Source organism: Streptomyces sp. (genome assembly GCF_031181555.1).
GTDB lineage: Bacteria > Actinomycetota > Actinomycetes > Streptomycetales > Streptomycetaceae > Streptomyces > Streptomyces fimbriatus.
This window is the reverse complement of record NZ_JAPSKQ010000087.1, coordinates 1-17,549: the sequence shown is the minus strand read 5'-3', so window position 1 is coordinate 17,549 and position 17,549 is coordinate 1. Positions and strand designations below refer to the sequence as shown.

The window sequence follows — 17,549 nt, the reverse complement described above, 5'->3', positions numbered from 1 at the left end:
GCCGGCGCCGTGGCGCGGGCCGGGGCTGCGTCCGCCCGGACGCGGGTGACCGGGGCCTGTCACCGGGCCGGGCGGCGGTACGCCGTGATCACGCTGGCGTAACTGTTCCTGGCGTGGCCCTGCGCGATGACCCCCTCCATCAGTTTCCGGGAGTACTCGGGGAGCGCGGTGTCCACACCGAGCGCCTCACTCTCCTCGAGGAGGTGCCTGAGCGCACCCAGGTGCGTCTCCAGCCTGGCGTCGTTGGCCGGGAACTCCCCGTCCCCCGCGTCGATCTGCGCGGCGTAGTCGGCCGTGAAGATCTTGATGGCGTCGAGCCACATGTGCGCCCAGGGCACGAACTCCCGCGCCTTGACACCGCCGGTCTCCACGATGGCGACACCGTGCAGGAAGCTGTTCAGGGCCCCCCACATCAGGCCGAGCAGCGACACGTCGAACAGGGCGGGCTTGCCGTGGTCGGTACCGAGGTAGGTGGTGCCGCCGCCGAGCAGCCTCAGCACCGGCTCGTGGGCGTCGAAGACGGCCTCGTCGCCGGCGTAGAAGAGGACCGAGGTCTCGGCGCCGATGCCGGGCGGGGTGGCCATGATGGCACCGTCGAGGTACGCCGCCCCGTTCTTCCGCGCCCACTCGGCGGTGTCACGGGCCTGCTCGGAGGAGCCCGAGGTCAGGTTGACCACGGTCTTGCCGTGCAGCGCGTCACCCAGCGGGCCGATCACCTCGTGCACCACGTCGTACGTCGACAGACAGACGACCACGAGGTCGCTCGCGGCCACGGCGTCGGCGGGAGTGCCGGCGAGGACCGCGCCGTCCGCGACGAGCCGGTCGGCCTTGTCCGCCGAGCGGTTCCACACGGTGGTGGCACGACCCGCCTTCAGGAAGGTGGCGGCCAGCGCCTGCCCCATCAGTCCGAGCCCGAGTACCGACACCGAGGTGCGGTTGTCATCCATGGATCAGTTCCTCCACTGCAGAACGGTGTGCTGAACGTCCGGACGCGGGGCGCCCGGTGAGGAGAACGGCCCTGGACGGTCCCTGGACGTCGTGCGGCCGGCCCCTGCTCCCGGCCCGCCCCGTCCGCCTTCCTCACCGCCGTCGAACCGCCTCCGTCGGAAGCCTGGTGGAGGCCGCTTCGGATTCGCTTCGGAGGACTTCCGGAAGACTTCGGACCGATGCGCGGGCGCGCTTCGGGCCGGTGGCCGGGCGCCGTGGGTGACCGGTCACGCTGCGCGGCGGCCAGCTACGCTGAGATCATGAAGTTCGGGGTGCTGGGCCCCTTGGAGGTGTGGACGGACGAGGGGCGCCTTGTGCGCGTGCCCGAGGTCAAGGTCCGTATGCTGCTCGCCGATCTGCTCGCTCACCGGGGACAGGCCGTGCCCGTGGGCCGGCTCGTCGAGGACCTCTGGGGCGGCTCGACGTTCACGGCACGGCCCACGGCGTCCTTGCAGGCCAAGGTCTCCCAGTTGCGGCGCGCCCTGGAGGACGCCGAGCCGGGCGGCCGCGCACTGGTGGCGCACCGGGCACCGGGCTACGTACTGGACGTCCCTGCCGCCGCGCTGGACGCCGGCCGGTTCCGCGCCCTGGTCGCCGACGCCCGCACCACCGGGGACCCCCGGGCGCGGGTCGCGCTGTACACCGAGGCGTTGTCCCTGTGGCGCGGCCCCGCCTTCGCCGAGTTCACGGACCAGCCGTGCGTACGGCCGATGGCGACGAGCCTGGAGGACGAACGGCTGACGGCGGTGGAGGAGCACGCCAAGACCCGGCTGGAGCTCGGCGAGCACGACCTGCTGATCGGTGAACTGACCGAGCTGGTCGGCAAGCACCCGCTGCGCGAGGGCCTGCGGGGCGCCCTGATGCGGGCGCTGTACCGGGCGGGGCGCTCGTCCGACGCGCTCGACTGCTTCACCGATCTGCGACGCCGGCTCGACGAGGAGCTGGGGCTCACCCCCGGCCCCGCTCTGGAGGCGCTGCAACACGCCATCCTGCGGCACGACCCCGAACTGGTCCGGCTCGGGCCGCCCGTCGGGTCGCCACCGGACCGGCCGGAGCCGACGCTCCCGGCCCTGGCGTCGTCCCTGGTCGGCCGTGACCAGGACGTGCGGGCGCTCCGGACGCTGCTGCTGCAGCGGCGCCTGGTGACGCTCACCGGGCCCGGCGGCGTGGGCAAGACCCGTCTCGCCCACGCCACGGCCGAGAGTCTCACCGGCGCGTTCACCGATGGGTGCTGCCTGGTGGAACTCGCCGACACCGGGGGGCTGCGGCGGCTCGCGAGCACCGACGCGCTGGCCGAGCGGGTCATGGCGGCGCTGGGGATCCGCGAGAACGCCGAGGACGACCACAAGAACCCCGCGCACCGCCTCGCCGACGCGCTGGCCGCCCGCCGGCTGCTCCTGGTACTGGACAACTGCGAGCACGTCGTGGAGTCCGCCGCACGGCTGACCGGCCTCCTGCTGAGCAGGGCCGCACATCTGCACGTGCTGACGACCAGTCAGGAGCCGCTGCGCACCAGGAACGAGACGGTGTACCCGGTGGCTCCGCTGTCCCTCCCACCGGCGGGCCGGCCGGCCCTGGAGACGGTGACGAGCGCGGGCGCCGTACAGCTCTTCGTGGAGCGGGCCACCGCCACGGACCCGGAGTTCGTGCTCGACGCGACCACCGCCCCTCTGGTCGCGAACGTGTGCCGGCGCCTCGACGGCATCCCGCTGGCCCTGGAACTGGCCGCCACCCGGGTCAGGTCCCTGGGCATCAGGGAGTTGCACGACCGTCTCGACGACCGCTTCAAGATACTCAACAACGGCTACCGGGACGCCCCTTCGCGGCACCGGACGCTGCAGGCCACGCTTGACTGGAGCTGGGGCCTGCTCGACGCCCGGGAGCGGACGGTGCTGCGGAGGCTGTCGGTCTTCGGCGAAGGGTGCGGTCTCGAGGCCGCCGAGGAGGTGTGCTCCGGCGACGGCGTCTCCCGGGCCGATGTCGTCGACGCGCTGGGCGTACTCGTGGAGCGGTCCTTCGCCGTACGGACCGAGGGCCCGTGCGGTCCGCGCTACCGGCTGCTGGAATCCGTCGCGGCCTACGCGCGTGACAGGCTCGCCGAGTCCGGGGAGGGCACCGTGACCGCGCGCCGGCATCTGCGCCACTGCGTCCGGCTCGCCGAGCGGGCCCGGCCCCGTCTGCACGGGCGCGAGCAGTCCCGCTGGCTCCGGTCCCTGGACCTGGAGTCGGCGAACGTGCAGCGCGCGCTGCGGGAAGCCGCCGACACCGGGGCCGCACGGGACGCGCTGCGCCTGGTCAACTCCCTGACGTGGTACTGGTTCGTGCGCGGCCGGCTCAACGAGGCCCGCAGGGCGCTGGCGACGGCGTTGGACACACCGGGCCCGGCCGCGCCCGAGGAGCGCGTGGAAGCGGAGTTCTGGCACGCGGGCATCCGTCTGCTGCTCGGCGAGCACGTCACGGAGCACGACCCCGGGCGCGGGTACGGCGCCGGGGCCACCGTGGAGTCGGCCAGGGCCGAGTGGTTCCTGGCGCACGCGCAGTGGACCGTGGGGGCGCTGGCCGACGGCGAGAGGCGGGTCGAGCACGTCCTGGTCCGCTTCCGCGCCCTGGGCGACGCATGGGGCACCGCCGCCGCGCTCACCACGCGCGCCGCGTTCGCGCTGGCGCGCGGCGACCTGGAGGTGCCGCGCGGCAACGTCGAGGAGGCCCGCGCCCGGTTCGCCGAACTGGGGGACCTCTGGGGCAGGTCGAAAACGACCGATGTGCTCGGCAGGCTCGCCGAGATCAGCGGCGACTACGACCTGGCGGCCCGGCTGCACCGCGAAAGCCTGCGGATGGCCCGGGCCCTCGAGATGTGGCCCGAAGTGTCCGCGAAGCTGTCGGGCCTCGGCCGGATCGCTCTGCTCGCGCAGCGCTATGAGGAAGCAGACGCTCTGCACACGCGCGCACTGCGGCTCGCGGCCGAGCAGGGCGATCAGCCGGCCGAGCAGTTCGCCGCGCTGGGCCTCGCGCTGAGCGCCCGGCGCCAGGGCAGGCTCGAGGCCGCCGAGGAACGGCTGCGCCCCTGGCTCGCCTGGAACCGCCGGCGCGACGACGCCCCGGGGCTCGCGCTGGTCCTCGCCGAACTGGGCTTCATCGCCGAGCAGTCGGGCGAGGACGACCGCGCGTTCGCCCACCACCGCGAGGGTCTCGCGGCGGCCGTGACCACCCAGGACCCCCGCTCGGTCGCCCTTGCGCTGGAGGGCCTGTCGGGCGCGTACTCCCTGGCCGGACATCCGGAGCGCGCCGCACGTCTGCTCGGGACGGCGGCGGCGACCAGGGAACGGGCCGGGGCTCCCCACCCGCCCGCGGAGCGGGGCGACGTGGAGCGGATCTCCGCGCGGGTGCGCGGCGCGATCGGCGAGGACACTTACGCACGGGAGTTCGCACGCGGCGGGCGAACGGGCCACGAGGCCCAGGCCGCCGCGGAGACGGCCCTCCCCGGCCTCCGGGCGGAGGGGTCCTCCGGACCGAGCGGTGACGCGCGTCGGTGACACGCCTCGGCACCGGCGCCATGGGGCCTGCCGTGGTCGAGCCGTCACCTGTCGGGACACTCGGCACACCGCGCACCGCCCCGGAGGGACAGGGGAGACAGCGGTGCCCCCGGGGGAGGTCGGCACTGTGGGCGCGTCCCCGGGGGCACCGCTCGTGTGCTGCCGGCGGCTCAGGCGCCGGCAGCGGGCTCCTGGCCGAAGACGGCGTGCAGGCGCCGCGTGTGGTCCACGTGACGTTCCGGGCCGGTCAGGGTGACCGTCGCCGTCAGGCGCGGGTCGGTGCTGGACGCGGCGAGCCGCAGCTCCAGATCACCCGGCTCGACGACGCGGCGGCCGTCGCGGCCGGTGAAGGAGGCGAGGTCGGCCGGGACCGTGACGCGCACCCGGCGTGCCTCACCGGGGGCCAGCGGCACCCGCGTGTAGCCGATGAGGCGCTGCACCGGCTGGACGACGGAGGCGACCGGGTCGTGCAGATAGAGCTGGACGACCTCGGTGCCGTGCCGTCCACCGGTGTTGCGGACGGTGAACGCCAGCGAGAACGCGCCGTCGGTGGGCGCCTCCTTCGCGTCGACCGCCAGGTCGCTCCAGTCGAACGTGGTGTACGTGAGGCCGTGGCCGAAGCCGAAGGCGGGCGTCGGGTCGATGTTGGACACCTCGCTGGCGTGCGCGAGCCGTGCGCCCAGGTAGGTGTTCGGCTGGCTGCCCGCTCCGCGCGGCACGCTCACCGGCAGCCGGCCCGACGGGCTGGTCCGTCCGCTGAGCACCCCGGCGAGGGCGGCGGTGCCCTCCACGCCGGGGAAGAAGGACTGCACGATCGCGGCGGCCTCCTCCACGGCACGGCCGAGGGCGTAGGGCCGGCCCGCGAGCAGCACCGTCACCACCGGCGTCCCCGAGTCGAGCAGCGCGTCGAGCAGGTGCTGCTGGGCACCGGGCAGGGCCAGCGACTCGACGTCGCAGCCCTCGCCGCTGGTGCCCCGGCCGAACAGTCCGGCGCGGTCGCCGAGGACGGCGACGACGACATCGGCGTCCCGGGCGGCCCGGACGGCCTCGGGGATGCCGAGGGCGTCGCCGTCGTCGACGCCCGTGCCGCGCACGACCGTGAGCTCGGCGTCGGGGAACTCGGCGGCCAGGGTGTCGCGCAGGGTGGGCAGGTCGACGCCGACCGGGGTGTCGGGGTGGTGGACGCCGACGTGCAGCGGGAAGGAGTAGCAGCCCAGGACGGCCGTGGGCTCGTCGGCGTTGGGGCCGACCAGGGCGATGCGGCGCGGCCGGTGAAGCGGCAGGGTGCCGTCGTTGCTCAGCAGCACGACCGCTTCCTCGGCGACCGTGCGGGCCAGCTCGCGGTTCCCGGGGCCGTCCAGGTCGATCCTGCCGCGCAGGGCGTCCGGGTCGTCCAGGTCGGCGCCGTCGAGCGCGGGCGGCACGGGGCTCCAGTCCGGGTCGAGCAGCCCGAGCTCCGCCTTCTGGGTGAGCACCCGGCGCAGGGCGCGGTCGATCACCGACTCCGGTACGCGGCCCGCGGCGACGGCCTCGACGAGGGGCGCGCCGAACGTCTTGACGGTGGGCAGTTCGACGTCGACGCCCGCCCGCAGCGCGGCACCGGCGGCGTCGGCCCAGTCGGCGGCCATGCCGTGCAGCGTCTTGAGGAAGGCGATGCCGAAGTAGTCGGCGACGACGGTGCCGTCGAAGCCCCAGGTGTCGCGCAGCAGTCCGGTCAGCAGGTCCTCGTCGGCCGCGGCGGGCACGCCGTCGATGTCGTTGTAGGCGTGCATCACCGACCGGGCGCCGCCCTCGCGGATCGCCATCTCGAAGGGCGGCAGCAGGACGTCGGCGCGCTCGCGCGGACCCATGGGGGCGGGGGCGAGATTGCGTCCGGCGCGGGAGGCCGAGTAGCCGACGAAGTGCTTGAGGGTGGCGACGATCCCTGCGGTCTCCAGGCCGCGCACGTAGGCCGTGCCGATGGTGCCGACGAGATACGGGTCCTCGCCGATGGTCTCCTCGACGCGCCCCCAGCGGGCGTCGCGCACCACGTCCAGGACGGGCGCGAGGCCCTGGTGGACGCCGACGGACCGCATGTCGCGGCCGATGGCGCCGGCCATGCGGTGGACCAGGTCCGGGTCGAAGGTGGCGCCCCAGGACAGCGGGACGGGGTAGGCGGTGGCGCCCCAGGTGGCGAAGCCGGCCAGGCACTCCTCGTGGGCGACGGCGGGGATGCCGAAGCGGTTCGCCGAGGCGATGCGGGCCTGGGTGCGCAGCAGGGAGAGCGCGCCGAGCGCCGGGTCGACGGGGGCGGTGCCGAAGGGGCGGGTGAGCTGGCCCAGTCCGGTGGGCAGGAGGGCGTCGAGGTCGACGGCCTCCTCCATGTCGTGCTGGTGGGGGGCCACTTCGCCGCCCTCGTCGGAGGCGCCGACCCACACGCCGTACAGCTGGGCGATCTTCTCCTCCAGGGTCATCGCGTCGATCAGCGCGGACACCCTGGTGGTGACGGAGTGGGCGGGGTCGTTCCAGAGGGGGACTTCGGGGGTGGTCTCAACGGCCACGTTGGCGGTCACTTTCCTCCGACGCCCATCAGACCCTGGACCAGGGCACGACGGGCGAACAGGTAGACGAGCAGGACGGGCACCATGGACAGCACCACGGCCCCCAGCAGACCGGGGATGTCGATGCCGTGTTCGGTCTGGAAGTTGTACAGACCCAGGGTGACCACCTTGGTGGAGTCGGACTGGGTCAGGACGAGCGGGAACAGGAAGCCGTTCCACGCCTGCAGGGCGGAGAACACGACGATCGTGGACAGTCCGCCCCGGGACAGCGGCAGCACGAGCTGGAAGAACATGCGCCGCGGGGTGGCGCCGTCCATGGCCATGGCCTCGTACAGCTCCGGGGAGATGTCGCGCATCGCGCCGCTGAGGATCAGCGCCGACATCGGCAGGCAGAACGCGGCCGTCGGCAGGATGACGCCGAGCAGGTTGTCGTACAGCCCGGCCTCGCTGATCAGGTAGAACATCGGCACGATCACGGCCTGGGCCGGGATGGCGAGTCCGAGCAGGAAGAGCCGGAAGATCGCCGACGTGGCCCTGCCGCGGCTGCGCACGATCGCGTAGGCGAGCGGCGGGACCAGCAGCAGCACGATGCCGATCACACAGGCGGTGACGACGAGCGTGTTGAAGAAGTACTGGCCGAAGCCGGAGTCGAAGGCGCCGGTGTAGTTGTCGAGGGTGAAGCTGTCGGGGATGGAGACCGGGCCGTTCTCGGCGTAGTCCTGGCGGGTGCGCAGGGTCGCGGCGAGCATCACGTACAGCGGCAGGCCGACCAGGAAGAGCCAGAGGAGCGAGCCGACGCCGGCCACGTAGTTCGGTCGGCGCCTCATGACACACCCTCCATGGAGCTGCGCATCTTGTCGTAGCCGGAGACCCGGACGACGATCAGCGAAATGACGGTGGCCGCGACGACCAGGGCCAGGGCGATGGCGGAGCCGGTGCCGAAGTCGAAGCCCTTGAACGCCTTGTCGTACATGTAGTAGGCGCTGATGGTGGTGTCGGTGCCGGGGCCGCCCTGGGTCAGGATGAGGACCGTCTCGAACGTGGTCAGACCGCCGACGATCATCAGGATCATCGAGGTGATCATCGAGTTGCGCAGCTGCGGCAGCGTGATGTGGAAGAACTGCCGGTAGCGGCCCGCCCCGTCGATCTCCGCCGCCTGGTAGAGCACCTGCGGGACGGCGCGGGCGGCGCCCTGGTAGATCAGGGTGTGGAACGGGGTGAACTGCCAGGTGCTCACGAACGCCAGCACGCCGATGGCGGTGGCCTGTTCACCGAACAGGTTGCCGTCGCCGAACAGCCAGGTGGCCTCGGCCGGGATGCCGAAGTTCGGGTCGAGCAGCGCCCGCCACAGCACGGAGACTGCCGTCGCGGACAGCAGCAGCGGGATGAAGTAGATGACGGACAGCACGGCCCGGTTGCGCTGGTAGCCGGCGGCCCAGACGCCGAGCACGATGCTCAGCGGCGTCTGGACGACCACGCCGAGCACGGTCAGCAGCAGGGTCAGCCAGATGCTCTTGAGCATCACCGGGTCGTCCATCAGGCGCGACCAGTTGTCCGTGCCGACGAACTCGGGCGAGCCGAGCCCGTCCCAGCTCATGAAGGACAGCACCGCGACCATGATCAGCGGGGCGATCGCGAAGAGGGCGAAGAACACTGCGGCGGGCAGCGCCCAGGCGAAGCCGGGGCGTCCCACCGTCGTTGCGGACGAGGCGGGCGGCCGCCGCCGGGACTCCTCGCGGGGTCCGGCGGCGGGCCGAGCGCTCGTGGTCTTTGTGGTCATGAGCCGTTCGTCACTCGGTCGGGAGGGCCTGCATGGCCTTGATGAAGCCATCCGTGTCGAGCTGTCCGTTGAAGAACTGCTGGACGGCCTTGTGCATGTCCGAGCTCGCCTTCTGCGGGTACGCCTGGTCCCAGGACAGCTGGAACGACGGGGCGTCGGCGACCAGGTCGTACTGGAAGCGCGAGTACTCGGGAGTGCCCGAGGTCTCGATGAACTCGGCGGTGTTGGTCGTGGTCGGCAGGTTGCCGATGTCCAGCTGCGCCTTGACGAACTCATCGGAGTACATGAGCTTCAGGAACTCGGCGACGGCCTCGGGGTGCTTGGTCTTCTTCATCACCGAGTAGTAGTTGTTGGTGTTGCCGGCGACGTTGGCCGGGTCGCCCTTGCCGCCCTCGACGGCCGGGAAGGCGGTGTAGCCGAGGCCCTTCTCGGCGAACTCCTTGTGGTCCGTCAGCTGCTGGGAGTAGTACCAGGAGCCCATCAGCTCGAAGCCGGCCTTGCCCGAGGCCACCAGCGCGACCGAGCCGCCGTTGGTGTACTTGACGGAGTCGTAGTTCTTGCCGAAGGCGCCGGCGTCGACGAGCTCCCTGATCATGTTCAGGGCCTTCTTGCTGTCCGCGCTCTCCCAGGCGCTCTTGTCGCCCCCGACGGCCTTCTTGAACAGCTCCGGGCCGGCCACGCGGTCGAAGAGGTACTGGAACCACATCTGCGTCGGCCAGACATCGCCGCCGCCGAGCGCGATCGGCGTGACGCCCGCGTCCTTGAGCTTGCCGACCGCGTCGAGCAGTTCGTCCCAGGTCTTCGGCGGCTTGACGCCCGCCTCGTCGAGGACCTTCTTGTTGTGGAAGAGCAGGACCGGCTGGGTGCCGCGCATCGGGATGCCGTAGGGCTTGCCGTCGACGACGGCGTTGTTGAAGACGGACGGCAGGAACTTGTTCTCCAGGTCCGGGTTCTTCTTGATGAAGTCGTCCAGCGGCATCAGCAGATCGGCCTTGACGAACGGCTTGATGCTGCCGCCGCCCCAGTTGAAGAAGACGTCCGGGGCCTGGGGGGTGTTGATGATCGTCTGAAGCTTCTTCTGGTAGTCCGCACCGGGGATGGTGTCGAGGACGACCTTGACGTCGGACGTCTTGTTGAACGTGTCGACGATCTTCTTCTCGACCTTGTTGCTGGCGTCCCCGTAGACCAGGACATGGATCTTGCCGTCGTCCGACGACGCCCCGCCGTTCCCGTCACCGCACGCCGAGAGGCCGAGTGCGAGGGTGAGCGTCGCACCGCAGGCGACCAGTCTGGGCAAGCGCGCACGTGTCTTCATCGTTCGCCTTTCGAAAGTTTCGACACCATTGCCGAAAGTCCATGCTGTCGGACAGTAAAGTCAGACCGGATTTTTGGTCAATGGTCGTGCACCGCACTGACCCAAACCGTTATCGAGCGCATGGCCTATCCTGCTGACATGCACGATGACGACGGGGTGAGCGCACGAGTGACGCTGGCCGAGGTGGCGAAAGAAGCGGGGGTCTCGCTACCGACAGTTTCGAAGGTGCTGAACGGCCGCTCGGATGTCTCCCGCGCCACCCGGGCCAAGGTCGAGCGGCTCCTGGAGGCTCACGGCTACCGCCGCCGGAACCCGCGCGCGCCGCACTCCCCCCTCGTCGAACTCGTCTTCCACGAACTGGACAGCGTCTGGGCGATGGAGATCGTCCGGGGCGTGGAAAACGTTGCCAAGGAGAACCGGGCGACCGTGGTGCTCACCAGGAGCGGCACCCGGCACTCCCCCGCGCCCGACTGGCTCGAGGGCGTGCTGCGGCGCAGACCCCTGGGCGTCGTGCTGGTCTTCTCGTCGCTCCCGGAGGACGTGAAACGGCAGCTCGAAGCGCAGGCCATCCCCTTCGTCATCATCGATCCGGCCGGGGATCCCGACCCCTACGTGCCGTCCGTGGGCTCCGCCAACTGGGCCGGCGGCCTCGCGGCCACGCGCCACCTCACCGACCACCGGCACGAACGCATCGCGATCATCACCGGGCCCGAGGACATGCTGTGCTCACTGGCCCGCCTCGACGGGTACCGCTCGGCCATGTCGATGGCGGGCCTGCCGATCGACCCGCGCCTCGTCCGCTTCGGCGACTTCCACGTGCAGAGCGGCTTCGAGCACGCCATGGACCTGCTGGACGGTCCCGACCGGCCGACCGCGATCTTCGCGGGCAGCGACCTCCAGGCGCTCGGCGTGCTGGAGGCGGCCCGGCTCAGGAACCTGCGGGTACCGCAGGACCTCTCGGTGGTCGGCTACGACGACGTGCCGCTGGCCCAGTGGTCGAGCCCGCCGCTGACCACGGTCCACCAGCCGCTGCGCCGGATGGCCGAGGAGGCGACCCGCATGCTCCTGAGCCCGGACGACCCCGGCAAGGCGGCCCAGCGCATAGAACTGGCCACGCACCTCGTCGTACGGCAGAGCACCGCGCCGCCCGGAGGAGGGCCGAAGCGGCGGCCGGTGGACGAGGTCACGGCGGTCGGCTCGGCGGCGGGCGCCCCCGGGGCGGAGCCGGACCGCTGCGGGGGCGCGGGCCGCTGAACCCGCCCGGACCTGCCGGTCGGCGGCGTGCCACCCCTGTTGTGACGGGATTTCCCCCCCATAGTGGGGCGTCATGAGCACGGAACCGATCGAACAGCCTCAGCCTGGGTCTCCGTCCGGCCCTCCTGTGACCGGCGCGCCCGACCGCGCCCTCGTCGGTATCGGGATGGCCGCCGTCGCCGCCGTGGTCCTGTGGGCCTGGCTCGGCGAAGAGTCCTTCGACAGTGTCTCCTCCACGAGCCTGGCGTGGGTGCTGGACAATTTCGGCTGGCTGTTCGTGGTCGCCGCGGACGTGTTCCTGGTCCTGTGCCTGGTGATCGCCTTCAGCCGGTTCGGCCGGATCAGGCTGGGCGAGGACGACTCCGAGCCGGAGTTCGGGAACCTCGCCTGGGTCGCGATGATGTTCAGCGCGGGCATGGGCATCGGTCTGATGTTCTACGGAGTCGGGGAACCGCTCACGCACTACCTGACGCCGCCCCCGGCGAGCGGCGCACGGACCGGTTCCGGCGCGGCGGCGCGTACGGCCATGGAGTACTCGTTCTTCCACTGGACGCTCACCCCCTGGGCGATCTACGGGATCGCGGGACTCGCCCTGGCCTACGCCGGTTTCCGCAAGGGGCGCGGCAATCGGCTCAGCTCCGCGTTCGTGCCGCTCATCGGGGCCCGGCGGGCCGTGTCGTGGCAGGGCAGGGTGATCGATCTCCTCGCCGTCTTCGCGACCGTCTTCGGTACGGCGACGAGCCTGGGCCTGGGCGCGCTGCAGGTGGCCGAGGGGCTCGACCTCACGGCGGGGGTCGACGCCTCCCGGACCACGGAACTGATCATCATCGCGGCCCTGTCGGCGGCGTTCGTCGTCTCGGCCTTCTCCGGTCTGCACCGGGGCATCAAGTGGCTGTCGACGCTGAACATCGTGCTCGTGGCGGCCCTGATGGTGTTCGTCTTCCTGTTCGGCCCGACCGTCTACGTCCTGGACACGATCCCGGCGTCCGTCGGCGGTTATCTGCAGAACCTGCTCCCCATGGCGACGCGGACCGGGGCCTTCTCCGACCACGCCTGGCTGGGCGCCTGGACGATCTTCTACTGGGCCTGGTGGCTGTCGTGGGCACCGTTCGTGGGGACGTTCATCGCCCGCATCTCGCACGGCCGGACCGTCCGCGAGTTCCTCATCGGTGTGCTGCTGGTGCCGAGCGGGGCGACCGTCGTCTGGTTCTGCGTGATGGGCGGTACGGCGCTCCGGCTCGAGTCGACCGGGCAGGCGGACCTCGCGGGCGCGGTGGCGGACGGCGCCGAGGCGTCGCTGTTCGCGATGCTGGACGCACTGCCGATCGGCACGGTCACGTCGTTCGTCGCGATGGTCCTGGTCATGACCTACTTCGTCACGAGCGCCGACTCGGCGTCGCTGGTGATGGGCTCCCTGACCAGCCGCGGGGCGCTGCACCCGCCGTCGTGGCTGGTCGTGCTGTGGGGTGTGCTGATGGCGGCGGTGGCGGCGGTGCTGCTGGTGGTGGGCGGGCTGAACTCGCTGCAGACGGCGACGATCCTGGTGGCGCTGCCGTTCGTGGTCGTCATGCTGCTGCTGTGCTGGGCGCTGCTGAAGGAGCTGCGGGAGGATCCGGGCGCGGGCCCCGCCCGGCATCACGCCCTGCACGGGCTGCGGGACGTCGTGCGGGCGATGGTCGGAGACGCCGTCACGGAGCAGAGCGGGGTGCGCCACCACCGGCTGCGGCGGGCGGCGAGGTCCCGCACGGAGTCCGACGACACCCCCTCCTGACGCGCCCTCGCGGCCACCGCGACGCCCGGTCCCGGCTCGCCGGGACCGGTGTCCCCCGGGCCGGCGGAGGCACCGGACGGACGGTCACGTCTTTAGGGGTCGCGGGGGCCCGGGTAGGGGGCGTGCGTGCCGGCGGGGCACGGGAGTCGCGGCCTCCAGTGGACGGGTACGGCCGCACTGCCGCCCGCGGACCTGATGCCCTCACCGGCTGGGTGGGCTCATCGGGGCCCGGGCGCTCGTCGTCGGGACGGGGGTTCCGGTGTCCGGCGAGGGGCACGGCCACGGCGTCGGGGCGGCCGCCTCGCCGGGACGGGGCGATCCACACGGCGGTGCTGACGGCACCGCGCAGGAAGCGGACACCGGAGGCCGCACAGCCGAGTTCCAGCCGACCGTCCGCCGGGACGGTCGCCTCCACCCCTCGCCGGGTCGTCACACGCGCGGGAGCCTCCGTCTCGTCGAGTCACCGCGCCGGCATTCCCCACAGGAAATGCACCATATCGATGTCGCGCGCGACAGCACGGAGCATTCCTGCCGACACATCGGTGTCGTTGTCTTTTCGCGCCCCCGCCGATCGCTTTGCGTTTCTCGTACGCGGTGGAGGGCGGAACACCGCGGAAGACGCCGGTCGGCTCCACCCGGCACACCGGAGGAAACAGGCCACAGCTGCGCGATGACTCCGCCGGGACAAGGCCGGGCGCCGGCTCCCGGGCCCGTACGCCGGTCGCGCTCCGGCTGGCCCACACCAGCCGGGACGGCGCCCGGCGCTCGTCGGCCGGCCACCGCTGCACCAGCCCCGCACGCCCCTTCAACTCGCCTGCGCGGGGCGGGGATTCGCCGTCGACGGAACCGGAAGCGGCGAAACCCCCGAACCCGGCCGCCTGCGACGCCGGGTGCGGTCCGCCGCGCAACCACGGAGCGACCCCACTGGTCCGGTACTCCGTTCAGCACAGACGAACCGACGGCTCGACGGCGGTCACCCGGTGGGGTGCCGCCGCCGTTCCCGCGGTCGGGCCGGGGTTCACTCGGCAGGGCGAGTGGCACGCTCCCAGACGAAGACCCGCAGGCGAAGGCCGTCGTGCACCTCCCAGTCGGGGCTGGGAACGAAGTGCTCGTAGTGACTTCCCAGGAAGAACTTCAGCTTCTCGTCCGGGTCAGGAACATAACGAATGCGCTGCGTCTCAGTGAAGTAGGGCGAAGAACAGCCACTGAGGATGACATTCGGCTGGGAGGCACTCATGCGGGAAAAGCTCCTCTCGACGTCTGGCCGTTGCCGGACCGGGCGCGAAGATCGCGCAGCGCCTTTTCCTGACGGTATTGCTCACGGAATGGGGCTGGCATTCCCCGGTAGGTTATGCACCGGCGCCCACGCTGCACACCCCTACGTCCCCCTACATGCGTCGGGGGCCGCCGGGAGCGCCGTAGTGGTCGGCCGCGCCGTAGGCGACGTACGCGGAGTCCGCCGGACACGGTGGCGACGGGCCTCCTCGGCCGGCCCCGTTCACCGCGTCCAGGGATGCGAGGGCGGCACCGCTGCCCCACAGGGCCCGAGTGATCCCCGTGAACGGCCAGGCGTCGTCCTGAGCGGCACGGCGCTCAGCGGGGCCGCTGAAAAGCAGGTGGCGGTGACGACGTGCGCGGGCGTGACGGGGGACGTCGTCACCCCGCACCGCAGCGAGTCCGGCATCGAGTACGCCCCGGCGCTCGGTGACGGCGCGGGACTCCTCAGCCAGTTGTTCCCCTTGTGCCGCCAACGCCCCGGTGCCGGTGCGCAGTTCACCGTTCCAGGTGCGCCGGGTCTGAAGTGACCGGGCAGGCGGAGTCCGCCGCCCGGCCGGTCGCCCCCTGTCCCTGGGTGGCCGCACCGAAGACGAAATCGGGCGGGAAGGAAGGAAAGTCACTCACGAGGTGTCCGTGTCCTGTCGCTGACGGTACAGTCGGGACCCTCAGGAACTAAACCGGTTCTGTAAAGCTGACCGGCAACTCGCACGGTGATTTTACTAAAACCTGGACTAAACTTACTGCCAGCTAGACAACGTTGTCAGCAGTGTGCAGAGTGTCCGTCCCCGAGGGCTGAATCCCGCTGTTCGCAAGGAAGGACCGACGTGATGGTCGTGTACGGAGCACTCGACATCGGTGGCACGAAGATCGCCGGAGCACTCGTGGATCCGCAGGGGCGGCTGCTCGTGCGGTCCGAGCGTCCCACCCCCGCCCGCGAACCGGCCGAGGTGCTGATGGGCGCCGTGACGGGCGTCCTGGATGAGCTCTCCGGCCACTCCGCCTGGCGGGACCTGGCGCGCCTGGGCGTCGCGAGCGCGGGTCCGGTGGACATGTCCGCCGGGACGGTGAGCCCGGTCAACATCCCGGGCTGGCGCGGTTTTCCGCTGATCGAGCGGATCCGCTCGCATCCCCGTGTGCCCGCCCACGCGGATCCCGTACTGGTCGGGGACGCCGTCGCCATGGCAGCGGCCGAGCACTGGCTGGGAGCCGCTCGCGGGGTGGACAGCGCTCTGTGCATGGTGGTCTCCACGGGCATCGGCGGCGGACTGATCCTGGGCGGACGGCTGCACGCCGGGCGATCGGGGAACGCGGGGCACATCGGGCACATCTCCGTCGACCTCGACGGGTCCGCGTGCCCGTGCGGTGCCCGGGGCTGTGTGGAGGGGCTGGCGAGCGGGACGGCGATCGCCGCGCACGCCCTGGCGGCAGGCTGGACCCCGCCCGCGGGCACTGCCGCGACCGCGGCGGGTGTCGCCGCCGCGGCCCGGTCGGGCGACCCCGTCGCCCGGACCGCGTACGACCGGGCCGCCCAGGCCCTGGCGGCCGCGATCGCCGCGACGACCGCCCTGGTCGAACTCGACCTCGTGGTGATCGGCGGAGGTGTGGCACAGGCCGGTGACACTCTGTTCGCCCCCTTGCGCCGGCACATGGCCGACTACGCGGTCCTCGACTTCACGCGCGACGTACCGGTCGTGCCGGCCGCACTGGCCCTGAACGCCGGGCTGATCGGCGCCGCGGCCGTCGCCGCCGCCCCCGTCGTGGGACCGGAGGGGACGGCGGGCGCGGCCGTCGGCGCCACACCGGTCGGCCCCCGGGCATCCGACGGCGGCGCGGTGCCCGGCCCCAGGACGTCCCTCCCCCTGCGAGACGGCGCAGCCCTCGGGTGACGGACCGGCCCGCACCTGCGCCGCCGACTCCGGCACGAGCGCTTCCCCCCTGCTCGGAACCGCTCGGCCCCGGACGTGCGGCCGACGGTTCTCCAGCCCACCGCCCGCCCGGGCACTCCACGGCAGTGCGAAAGGAAACCCCTCGCGTGGACCGTCTCGTCAACACCGTTCGCCCCTACCCCTGGGGCTCACCCACCGCGCTGCCCGCTCTCATGGGCACCACCCCGGACGGCTCTCCGCAGGCCGAGGTGTGGATGGGCGCGCATCCCGGCGCCCCCTCCCGAGTGGAGCGCGACGGACGTCTTCGGGGGCTGGACCGGATCATCGAGGAGAATCCGCAGGGCGAGTTGGGTGACGCGGTCGTGCGTCGCTTCGGTCCGCGGCTGCCCTTCCTCGTCAAGCTGCTGGCGGCCGATGCCCCGTTGTCCCTGCAAGTGCACCCCGATCCGGCCCAGGCAGCCACCGGATACGCGCGGGAGAACGCCCGGGGCGTCCCCCTCGACGCCCCGCACCGCACCTACCGGGACCCACAGCACAAGCCGGAGATGATCGTCGCCCTCACCCCGTTCGAGGGCCTCTGCGGATTCCGGCCGCCGCACGAGAGCGCCGATCTGCTGGCCGCCCTGAACCTGGACTGGCTGGCCCCGTACGTCCAGACGCTCCGCTCGGCCCCGGAGGAACCGGCGCTGCGGGAGGTCTTCTCCGCGTTGCTCTCCCTCTTCCCGGGCCGGCCGGCCGAGTTCGGCGGCGCACTGTCGTCCGCTGCCCGGCAACCCGGCCCGCTGCGGGAGGAGTTGGCGGTGTACGACAGGCTCTCCCGGGCCTACCCGGGTGATCCCGGCGTGCCGGCCGCCCTGCTGGTCAGGCATGTCCGGCTGGCGCCCGGAGAGGCCCTGTTCCTCGGGGCGGGCGTACCACACGCCTATCTGCGGGGACTGGGCGTGGAGATCATGGCTGCCTCGGACAACGTCCTGCGCTGCGGCCTGACGAACAAGCACGTGGACGTGCCCGAGCTGCTGCGCGTCGTCCGCTTCACCGCCCTCCCGACGCCGGTGTTGCACCCGGTGCGCGAAGGGGACCACGAAGAGGTGTACCCGGTGCCCGTCGACGACTTCCGGCTGTCACGTCTCGTGCGGGGAGCGGGAGACAGCGCCCGCGTACTGCCCGGGTCCCGGCCGCAGATCCTGGTGTGCACCGGGGGCACG

At 72.0% G+C, this 17,549-nt stretch carries 12 protein-coding genes; 6 read left to right on the top strand and 6 right to left on the bottom strand.

What is annotated here, in order from left to right; genetic code table 11:
• Positions 1-59: 59 nt before the first annotated feature.
• The gene (locus RIM90_RS18620; protein WP_309061846.1) at positions 60-947 is read right to left on the bottom strand and encodes an NAD(P)-binding domain-containing protein; all 888 of its coding nucleotides are present in this window, start codon (positions 945-947) and stop codon (positions 60-62) included.
• Positions 948-1,247: 300 nt separating this feature from the next.
• Here RIM90_RS18620 and RIM90_RS18615 point away from each other — a divergent pair, with 300 nt between their 5' ends.
• On the top strand, positions 1,248-4,520 hold the full coding sequence (locus tag RIM90_RS18615; protein WP_309061845.1) for a BTAD domain-containing putative transcriptional regulator: 3,273 nt from the start codon (positions 1,248-1,250) through the stop codon (positions 4,518-4,520).
• A 170-nt stretch (positions 4,521-4,690) separates the two neighbouring features.
• On the opposite strand, the gene RIM90_RS18610 is transcribed toward RIM90_RS18615, so the two are convergent.
• The 4 genes from RIM90_RS18610 to RIM90_RS18595 are packed head-to-tail and all read right to left on the bottom strand — an operon-like array spanning position 4,691 to position 10,155.
• On the bottom strand, positions 4,691-7,072 hold the full coding sequence (locus RIM90_RS18610) for a glycoside hydrolase family 3 N-terminal domain-containing protein (RefSeq protein ID WP_309061844.1): 2,382 nt from the start codon (positions 7,070-7,072) through the stop codon (positions 4,691-4,693).
• The gene (locus RIM90_RS18605; RefSeq protein ID WP_309061843.1) at positions 7,069-7,887 is read right to left on the bottom strand and encodes a carbohydrate ABC transporter permease; all 819 of its coding nucleotides are present in this window, start codon (positions 7,885-7,887) and stop codon (positions 7,069-7,071) included. The genes RIM90_RS18610 and RIM90_RS18605 overlap by 4 nt, the downstream gene beginning before the upstream one ends.
• Entirely contained in the window at positions 7,884-8,840 is a 957-nt protein-coding gene (locus RIM90_RS18600) for a sugar ABC transporter permease (RefSeq protein ID WP_309061842.1), read from the bottom strand. The genes RIM90_RS18605 and RIM90_RS18600 overlap by 4 nt, the downstream gene beginning before the upstream one ends.
• Before the next feature lie 10 nt (positions 8,841-8,850).
• Positions 8,851-10,155 carry an extracellular solute-binding protein gene (locus RIM90_RS18595; protein WP_309061841.1) on the bottom strand — a complete coding sequence of 435 codons (1,305 nt, stop codon included), beginning with the start codon at positions 10,153-10,155 and terminating at the stop codon, positions 8,851-8,853.
• Positions 10,156-10,293: 138 nt separating this feature from the next.
• Between RIM90_RS18595 and RIM90_RS18590 the strand changes: the two genes are divergently transcribed.
• Together RIM90_RS18590 and RIM90_RS18585 are read left to right on the top strand one after the other, a co-directional pair.
• Entirely contained in the window at positions 10,294-11,409 is a 1,116-nt protein-coding gene (locus RIM90_RS18590; protein WP_309061840.1) for a LacI family DNA-binding transcriptional regulator, read from the top strand.
• A 73-nt stretch (positions 11,410-11,482) separates the two neighbouring features.
• Positions 11,483-13,180: a BCCT family transporter gene (locus tag RIM90_RS18585; protein WP_309061839.1), complete on the top strand. Its 1,698-nt coding sequence runs from the start codon at positions 11,483-11,485 to the stop codon at positions 13,178-13,180.
• Positions 13,181-14,198: 1,018 nt separating this feature from the next.
• Here RIM90_RS18585 and RIM90_RS18580 read toward each other — a convergent pair.
• Positions 14,199-14,417 (bottom strand): DUF5988 family protein, encoded by a 219-nt coding sequence (locus RIM90_RS18580; RefSeq protein WP_309061838.1) that lies wholly within the window; start codon positions 14,415-14,417, stop codon positions 14,199-14,201.
• Positions 14,418-14,802: 385 nt separating this feature from the next.
• On the opposite strand from RIM90_RS18580, the gene RIM90_RS18575 reads away from it, so the two are divergent.
• From RIM90_RS18575 to manA, 3 genes are all read left to right on the top strand, one after another.
• Positions 14,803-14,985, top strand: a complete 183-nt coding sequence (locus RIM90_RS18575; RefSeq protein ID WP_309061837.1) for a hypothetical protein — start codon at positions 14,803-14,805, stop codon at positions 14,983-14,985.
• A 300-nt stretch (positions 14,986-15,285) separates the two neighbouring features.
• Positions 15,286-16,344, top strand: coding sequence for an ROK family protein (locus RIM90_RS18570; RefSeq protein WP_309061836.1), 1,059 nt, complete (start codon positions 15,286-15,288; stop codon positions 16,342-16,344).
• A gap of 146 nt (positions 16,345-16,490) precedes the next feature.
• A partial coding sequence (gene manA, locus RIM90_RS18565; protein ID WP_309061835.1) for a mannose-6-phosphate isomerase, class I occupies positions 16,491-17,549 on the top strand: 1,059 nt, incomplete at its 3' end.